Source organism: Arthrobacter sp. 01T425, from assembly GCF_056398725.1.
The window spans coordinates 52,324-60,022 of the sequence record NZ_JBFTPY010000022.1 but is presented as its reverse complement, the minus strand read 5'-3'; the positions used below and the strand labels follow the sequence as shown (position 1 = coordinate 60,022).

General features: G+C 68.9%; 7 protein-coding genes. 3 read left to right on the top strand and 4 right to left on the bottom strand.

Annotated elements, in window-relative coordinates; all coding sequences use genetic code 11:
* On the top strand, window positions 1–441 hold a 441-nt coding region (locus AC1DNG_RS19275), incomplete at its 5' end, for an HNH endonuclease (RefSeq protein ID WP_476888027.1).
* A 203-nt stretch (window positions 442–644) separates the two neighbouring features.
* Here AC1DNG_RS19275 and leuD read toward each other — a convergent pair.
* Both leuD and leuC read right to left on the bottom strand, forming a co-directional pair.
* Entirely contained in the window at window positions 645–1,247 is a 603-nt protein-coding gene (gene leuD / locus AC1DNG_RS19270; protein WP_018773513.1) for a 3-isopropylmalate dehydratase small subunit, read from the bottom strand.
* An 89-nt stretch (window positions 1,248–1,336) separates the two neighbouring features.
* Window positions 1,337–2,791, bottom strand: a complete 1,455-nt coding sequence (gene leuC, locus AC1DNG_RS19265) for a 3-isopropylmalate dehydratase large subunit (RefSeq protein WP_223916419.1) — start codon at window positions 2,789–2,791, stop codon at window positions 1,337–1,339.
* A 130-nt stretch (window positions 2,792–2,921) separates the two neighbouring features.
* Between leuC and AC1DNG_RS19260 the strand changes: the two genes are divergently transcribed.
* Window positions 2,922–3,641 carry an IclR family transcriptional regulator gene (locus AC1DNG_RS19260; RefSeq protein ID WP_026266447.1) on the top strand — a complete coding sequence of 240 codons (720 nt, stop codon included), beginning with the start codon at window positions 2,922–2,924 and terminating at the stop codon, window positions 3,639–3,641.
* Between the two features lie 13 nt (window positions 3,642–3,654).
* Entirely contained in the window at window positions 3,655–4,191 is a 537-nt protein-coding gene (locus AC1DNG_RS19255) for a DUF1697 domain-containing protein (RefSeq protein ID WP_476857793.1), read from the top strand.
* Between the two features lie 34 nt (window positions 4,192–4,225).
* Here AC1DNG_RS19255 and AC1DNG_RS19250 read toward each other — a convergent pair whose 3' ends face one another.
* Window positions 4,226–5,878 (bottom strand): GTPase, encoded by a 1,653-nt coding sequence (locus AC1DNG_RS19250; protein ID WP_476857794.1) that lies wholly within the window; start codon window positions 5,876–5,878, stop codon window positions 4,226–4,228.
* A complete protein-coding gene (locus tag AC1DNG_RS19245; RefSeq protein ID WP_476888030.1) occupies window positions 5,875–7,647 on the bottom strand; it encodes a dynamin family protein in 1,773 nt (590 codons plus the stop codon). Before AC1DNG_RS19245 ends, AC1DNG_RS19250 begins: the two co-directional genes overlap by 4 nt.
* Window positions 7,648–7,699: the final 52 nt, after the last annotated feature.

Below are 7,699 nucleotides of genomic sequence, written 5' to 3'. Positions count from 1 at the left end.
GCCCGGCTCTTCCCGCCCGGGCACCGCCGCTTCATCCAGGCCCGCGACGACACCTGCCGCACCCCGTACTGCGACGCGCCCATCCGCCACCTGGACCACATCATTCCCTGGCACACCGGCGGCCCGACCACCACGGGCAACGCCGCCGGACTTTGCGAAGCCTGCAACCACACCAAAGAAACCCCCGGCTGGAAAGCACGCCCCAGCCCCGAAGCCGCACCCGGATCCGCCTCGAGCATCGGCGCGAGGCACACCATCGAACTCACCACCCCCACCGGCCACACGTACCGTTCCACCTCGCCACCCCTGCCGGGAACACCGCTCCGGCCATCAGCCGCAGACCAGCCAGGCTCCGAGCCCGGTTCCCGCCAGCTTCACCTGATCCGGGTACGGGCGAAGGCCCTCAAGAGCCGCAAACGCGTTGCCGTCGCGGCGGCCTAAGTGCTATGAGGGCCGTACAAAGCGCGATGAGGGCCGGACAAAACGCGAGCACCGCACAAACACGTGTGCCGCCGTCGAGTCTTACAACTCGACGGCGGCACATCACCAGGCGCAGTGCCAGGCACATCACTGGGCTCTGGCCCTAGGCCCGGGAGCCTCAGGTCCGGAACATTAGGACAACCAGGAGCCTCAGGTCTGGAACTCTACGACAACCGGGCGGGCAGCGTCTTGGGCTTGAAGGAAGGCCGGGTGGCCTCGTACGCGGTGATGTCGGGTTCGTGCTTCAGGGTCAGCCCGATGTCGTCCAGGCCCTCGAGGAGGCGCCACCGCGTGTAGTCATCAATCTCGAACGGAGCCACAATGTTGCCGCACTGCACGGTCTTGGACACGAGGTCCACCGTCACCTCGGTACCCGGGGCGTTTTCAAGTTCTTTCCAAATGAGCTCGATGTCATCCTGGGCGACTTCGGCGGCAAGCAGGCCCTGCTTGCCGGAGTTGCCGCGGAAGATGTCGGCAAAGCGGGAGGACAGGACCGTCTTGAAGCCGAAGTCCTTCAGCGCCCAGACGGCGTGCTCGCGTGAGGAGCCGGTGCCGAAGTCGGGACCGGCCACCAGAACGGATCCTGCATTGAACGGCGCCTGGTTCAGGATGAAGGACGGGTCCTTGCGCCACGCGGCGAAGAGCGCGTCCTCAAAGCCGGTGCGCGTGATGCGCTTGAGGTACACGGCGGGGATGATCTGGTCCGTGTCGACGTTGCTCTGGCGCAGCGGGACACCGATTCCGGTGTGAGTGGTGAACTTTTCCATGGCGGATCCTTCGGGACTATGTGGATCGAAACTGTATGGATCGAGGCTGTGTGGAGCGAGGCTTCGGATCTGGGCGGGAAAGGCGGAGACTACGCGGCGCCGACTCGGACCGCCGCGGACTCCGGAGCAGGGTCCAGATCCGACGGCGAACTCAGGGTGCCTCGGACTGCCGTCGCCGCAGCGACCACGGGCGAGACGAGGTGGGTGCGGCCGCCCTTGCCCTGGCGCCCCTCGAAGTTGCGGTTGGACGTGGAGGCGCAGCGCTCCCCCACCTCCAGCTGGTCCGGGTTCATGCCCAGGCACATGGAGCAGCCGGCGAAGCGCCACTCGGCCCCGAAGTCCTTGAAGACCTTGTCCAGGCCCTCGGCTTCAGCCTCGAGCCGGACGCGGGCGGAGCCGGGCACCACCAGCATGCGCACGGCCGGGTCCTTGGTCCGGCCCCGGATGATGTCGGCGGCGGCCCGGAGGTCCTCCATCCGGGAGTTCGTGCAGGAGCCCAGGAACACCGTGTCCACCCGGATGTCCTTCATCGGGGTGCCGGCCTCGAGCCCCATGTACTGCAGGGCGCGTTCGGCGGCGGCCTTGGCGTTTTCATCGCCGAAGTCATCGGGCGACGGCACCTTTGCGGACAGCGACACGCCCTGGCCCGGGTTGGTTCCCCACGTCACGAACGGTTCCAGGGTGTCGGCGTCGAGGTCCACCTCGACGTCGAACGCTGCGTCGTCGTCGGTGTGCAGCGTGTTCCAGTATTCGACGGCGGCATCCCAGTCGGCGCCCTCGGGCGCATGCGGGCGGCCGTGCATGTAGTCGTAAGTGGTCTGGTCCGGAGCCACCAGCCCGGCGCGGGCGCCGGCCTCGATGGACATGTTGCAGATGGTCATCCGGGCTTCCATGGACAGCGCACGGATGGCGGAGCCGCGGTATTCCAGCACGTAGCCCTGCCCGCCGCCGGTGCCGATCTTGGCGATGACGGCCAGGATGATGTCCTTGGCGCTCACGCCGGGGCGCAGCGTGCCCTCAACATTGATCGCCATGGTCTTGAACGGCTTCAGGGACAGCGTCTGGGTGGCCATGACGTGCTCCACCTCGGAGGTGCCGATGCCCATGGCGAGCGCTCCGAAGGCGCCGTGGGTTGAGGTGTGCGAGTCACCGCAGACCACGGTCATGCCGGGCTGTGTGAGGCCCAGCTGGGGGCCCACCACGTGCACGATTCCCTGTTCGGCGTCGCCGAGGGAGTGCAGGCGGACGCCAAACTCCTGGCAGTTGTTGCGCAGGGTCTGGATCTGGGTCCGGCTGGTGAGATCGGCAATTGGCTTGTCGATATCCAGCGTGGGAGTGTTGTGGTCCTCGGTGGCGATGGTGAGGTCCGGACGGCGCAGCTTGCGGCCGGCGAGCCGCAGACCTTCAAAGGCCTGCGGCGACGTCACCTCGTGCACCAGGTGGAGGTCAATGAAGAGGAGATCCGGCTGGGCGTTGGCTCCTTCGCCGTCCCCCTTGCGCACTACGTGCGCGTCCCAGACCTTCTCGGCCAGTGTCTTTGCCACGGCCTGCTCCCTTCACTGCGGTAAGTATTGTGCGTTCCGACGGACTATCTCCTCCACTGAACCAGCACAGCCAAGTAATACGCCAGCGCGTTGACTTGCATCTCAGATAATGAGACGTCAATATCATTACATGGACAATTCTAGTGGAGTCGGTGTCATCGATAAAGCGGCCCATGTGCTTGACGCACTTGAGGCCGGCCCCACCACCTTGGCGCAGCTGGTGGCGGCCACGGGACTGGCCCGGCCCACCGTGCACCGGCTGGCTCTCGCGCTGGTGCACCACAGGCTCGTGAGCCGCGATATCCAGGGCCGCTTCGTGCTCGGGAGCCGTCTGGTGGAACTGGCCTCCGCCGCCGGCGAGGACCGCCTCATCGCCTCCGCCGGCCCCGTGCTCATGCAGCTGCGCGACGCCACCGGCGAAAGCGCCCAAATCTTCCGCCGCCAGGGTGACTGGCGCGTCTGCGTGGCCTCCGCCGAACGCCCGATCGGGCTGCGCGACACCATCCCCGTCGGCACCCAGCTGTCCATGAAGGCCGGCTCCGCCGCCCAGGTGCTGCTGGCGTGGGAGGACCACGACCGCCTCCTGGAAGGCCTCCAGTCCGCCCGCTTCACCCCCACCGTCCTGGCCGGAGTACGACGCCGGGGCTGGGGCCAGAGCCTCGGCGAACGCGAGCCCGGTGTCGCCTCCGTTTCGGCCCCCGTCCGCGGGCCGTCCGGCCGCGTGATTGCCGCGGTGTCCATCTCCGGCCCGATCGAGCGCCTGACCCGCCAACCGGGGCGCCTGCACGCCGAAGTGGTCTGCAACGCCGGCCGTGTCCTGACGGAAGCGCTGCGCAAGACCAACGACTAAGTATGCTGTGCCCATGAACAGCTATGTGGTCTTCCTGCGGGGCATCAACGTGGGCGGCATCAATATCAAGATGGCCGATCTCAAGAACGCCCTGAAGTCCCGGCCATTTTCGGGTGTCGTGACCCTGTTGGCCAGCGGCAACGTCGTGCTGGCCAGCGAGCTGGATCCGGCCGGCGTCAAAAAGGAATTCGAGGCGTGCCTGCGGGAAACCTTCGGCTACGACGCCTGGGTGGTGGTGCTCACCGCGGGCCGTGTGGCAGCACTGGTGGAGGCCTGCCCCTACCCGGCCGACGACGCGTCCACCCATACGTACCTGACGCTCGCCTCTGATGAAGAGGTCCTCTCGGAGCTGCTCGAGGCAGGCAGGGCCTTGGACGGGGCCGAGCTCACCCGGCTGGGCCCGGAAGCCCTGGCCTGGCTCGCCCCCGCCGGCGGCACTCTGGACAGCCCTTTCAGCAAGCTCTCCTCGAAGGCGAAGTACAAGGCTGCCACCACCACACGCAACCTCCGCACCATGATCAAGGTCCGCGACGCCGCGGCCGGGATTTAGGCAGGCCGCATCCGGCCGGACCCGCACGGACGGCTCACTGCCGACCCGCGGCGGCCTTCAGCGCTGCCATGAACTTCGCCAGGCGGCTGAGCTCACGTTCCACGGGCGCCACGACGAGTTCCCCCGCGACGACGGCGACGGCGGCTGTCAGTCGCTTCCGTGCCACGGCACTGCGTGACGCTGCCGCGGCTCCGGAGATGAACCGCGCCCCAATCGCCAGGACGATGCCCAGCAGCACTCCCCCGGCGATCATCACCGTAGGAACCGGCCAGCCCTGGACCCGTGGGACCTCTGGCACCGGCAGTTGCAGGTAGCCGATCGCAGCCAGGACTCCCAGCCACGCGAACCCGGCCAGGGCCGTCACCAAGGCGAGCCACTGAACCGTGTTGAACCCACCCCACCACCAGGACTTCCTGCCAGCGGACAACTCTGTGGAGGCAATTGCCTGGTCCAGTGCATCCGGCAGCCGGTCGTTTCCTTCCCGGGCGGCGCCGCGGATGGCCGCCCGCCACGGGCCAGGGGCACCGGCGGACGCCGCCTCAGCGAATTCCCGGACGGCGGCATCGGTCCGCGCCTGTTCCGGCGCCCCGGCAGGCGGCAGCGAGGTCCGGTTCAGCTCAGGCTTGGCTCCCTCGCGGCGCAGGTTCAGACGCCGCAACGGATCCGGCCGGAATCTGGCCAGCCAGCGGGTCACGGGCCAGCCCGTGCGCCGGGTTGCCTCCAGCCGGTAGGACCGGGCGACGGCGTCGACCACCAACGGCACATTGGCGGCCACAGCCAACTCCCCCGCCAGCCGGGCCTTGGCCGCCGCCGTCGCACCGGCGGCCGTCCCGCCACCGGCGGCCGTCGTGCCACCCGTGGGCAGGCCGGACGCCTCGGCAAGCCGGGCGGCGGCCAGCGTGACATCTGCCGCAAGTCGCTGTGACATCGCTTTACGCTGCATCGCCACCTGCCGGATCGCGGCCCGCACCTTGTCCACCCCCGTCCCCAGCACGGCGGAAGCCCCGAGGACCTGAACTTTGTCCAGCCCGTCCCGCGCCAGGATAGCTGTGAGGGATTCCAGGACCGGCCGGACCTCGTGCTCCGGGAGCCTGTCGATTTGGTTGAGCACCACGATCGTCACGGCCCCGTGCGAGGACAGCGGTGCCAGGAAATCGTTGTGCACGGCGGCGTCGGCATATTTCTGCGGATCGACGACCCAGACGAGGACGTCCACCAGGCCCACCATCCGCTGCACAATCTCACGGTTGGCGGCCCTGGTCGAGTCAAAGTCCGGCAGGTCCAGAAGGATCAGCCCGGTGTCGTCGTCGGCGAACCCTTTGATCGGTGCCGCAGCGTGGCGCTTTCGGACCTCCAGCCAATCCAGCAGCGCATCGCTGCCCTGGACGCCCCAAATGCCCGCCAGCGGCTCGGTGGTGGTCGGCCTGCGCACGGCCGCCGTCGCGATCTCCTCGCCGCTTACGGCATTGAAAAGCGATGACTTGCCGCTGCCGGTGGCTCCAAAAAACCCGACCACCGTGTGGTCTCCGGACAGCGACCGCCGCGAACTCGCGCGGTCGAGCACCTGCAGGACACCGGCCAGGATCTCCTCCGGGAGGACTCCGGATGAGAGCTCCGTGGCGCTGTTGAGCGCTTCCAGCCTGCGATCGAGCTGGGACGTCTCGCGGGCGGCCGCATGACGGCTCATGACGTGGCCGCCAGCCGGCGCAGTGCCGCCGCATGCCCGGCAATGGCTGAGGGCGGCACGCCGCCGTCGACCTCCAGCCGGGTCAAGAACCGCCGACACTCCGCAGCCAGCAGGCCCTGGCACCGCAGATGCAGGTCTTCGCGCGCGGTCCGGGCCAGCCGGCGGACGGCGTCCTCCCCGAATACTGCCTCCAGGAGGCGCTGACCCACGACGGCGGTGCCGCCGGCAACTCCGATCTCAAGCCCGGTCAGGCCCGCGGTCATGGAGAACACCACAATCATCAAGGCAGCGCCGAGGCCGTTGATTCCGAAGGACAACCAGCGGGCCTGGGTGCGCTTGCCCTGGCCTTCGGTGCGGATGAGTTCCATCAGGCTCCCCTGCCAAGCGCGGATTTCGGCCGCCACAGCATCCGCGAAGCCCTCGGAGGCACCGGAAAGATCGTCGGTGCCCAGCACCTGCCTTCCGGCGGGGTCTGAACGCCACCGCTGGTCGGTGTGCTCGGCGGCCTTGGCGGCTTGATCGACAATGACCGCCTGCAGTCCCGTTTCGATCGCGGTTTCCACCCTGACCGCAGGCGCCGGTTCACCCCGGACGAACGCGCCCACGCGGTCACGGAAGCGTCCGATGTTCTGTTCCATGGCGCGGAAGAATTCCCCGGTCCCGACGAAGTCCTGCCAGCGCGCCAGCACTTCGCCGCGCAGCAGTGCGCCGTCGCGGGTGGCCTCGAGGATCCTGGCTACGGCGTCGTCATAGGCGTTGCGGGCGTCGGCTGCGAGAACATCGGCTGCGTGCTGCTGTTCGGACAGCGCCCGCTCCCCCGCGTCGGCGCGGTGGGCGAGCGCGAGGAGGGTGCCGTTGAGGGTGCGCCGGGCGATTCCGGCCCGTCCCGCGGCGTCCCCGGCCAGCTTCCCGAGCCAAACGCGCAGCGGCTCGACGGCCCCTGCAGGAAGCATCCCCGCGGCACCCAGCGGCAGCTCCGGCACCACAAACAGTTTGGCGGCCCCCAGCCCTTCCCGGCTGAGCATGGCCTGCAGATCCGCGCTAACCTCCGCTTCCGCCGCTGGCGGCACCCGGTCCAGGACCACGGCCACCATGATGTCGCGGGAGGCCGCATCCAGGAGCAGGCGCCAGGGCACGGCGTCGGCATACCGGTTGGCTGTGGTGACAAACACCCAGAGGTCTGCGGCGGCAAGCAACTGCCCGGCCAGCTGCCGGTTGTTCTCGGAAATGGAGTCGACGTCGGGCGCGTCGACCAGGGCGATTCCGGGCGGGACCGCCGAGTCGGAGACAAGGACCAGGGAGGTCACCGGGCCGGGATCCAACGCCGCATCAGCCGGGGCCGGCGCCCGGCCGTCCACGAGGGCACCCCGGATGCGGCCCAGGGCCGGCAGCACCCGCTGGCCCTCAAACCAGGCGGCGTCGGCGGGATGGTGCAGCAGGATGGGCTGGCGGGTGGTGGGGCGGATCGCACCGGCCCGCGTGACGGGGTGGCCCACCAGGGCGTTGACCAGGGTGGATTTTCCGGCCCCGGTGGAACCGCCCACCACGGCCAGCAGGGGCGCGTCGAGGCTGCGGTACCGGGGCAGGATGTAGTCATCGAGTTGAGCCACGGCCCTTCGAAGGTCCAGGCGCGTTTGGTCCGTCCCGGGCAGGGCGAGCGGCAGCCGGAGGGCCGCGAGGTCATGCCGCACTGCCTCCAGGAGGGCCACGCCGGTTGCGGCCCCGGGGCCGGTTTCATGGGAGCTCACTGCATCATCATGCCAGTTCAGAACGTGGTTCCTGCGGGGGCGCCGCTGCGCGGAACCAAAGCGCCATGCGCAG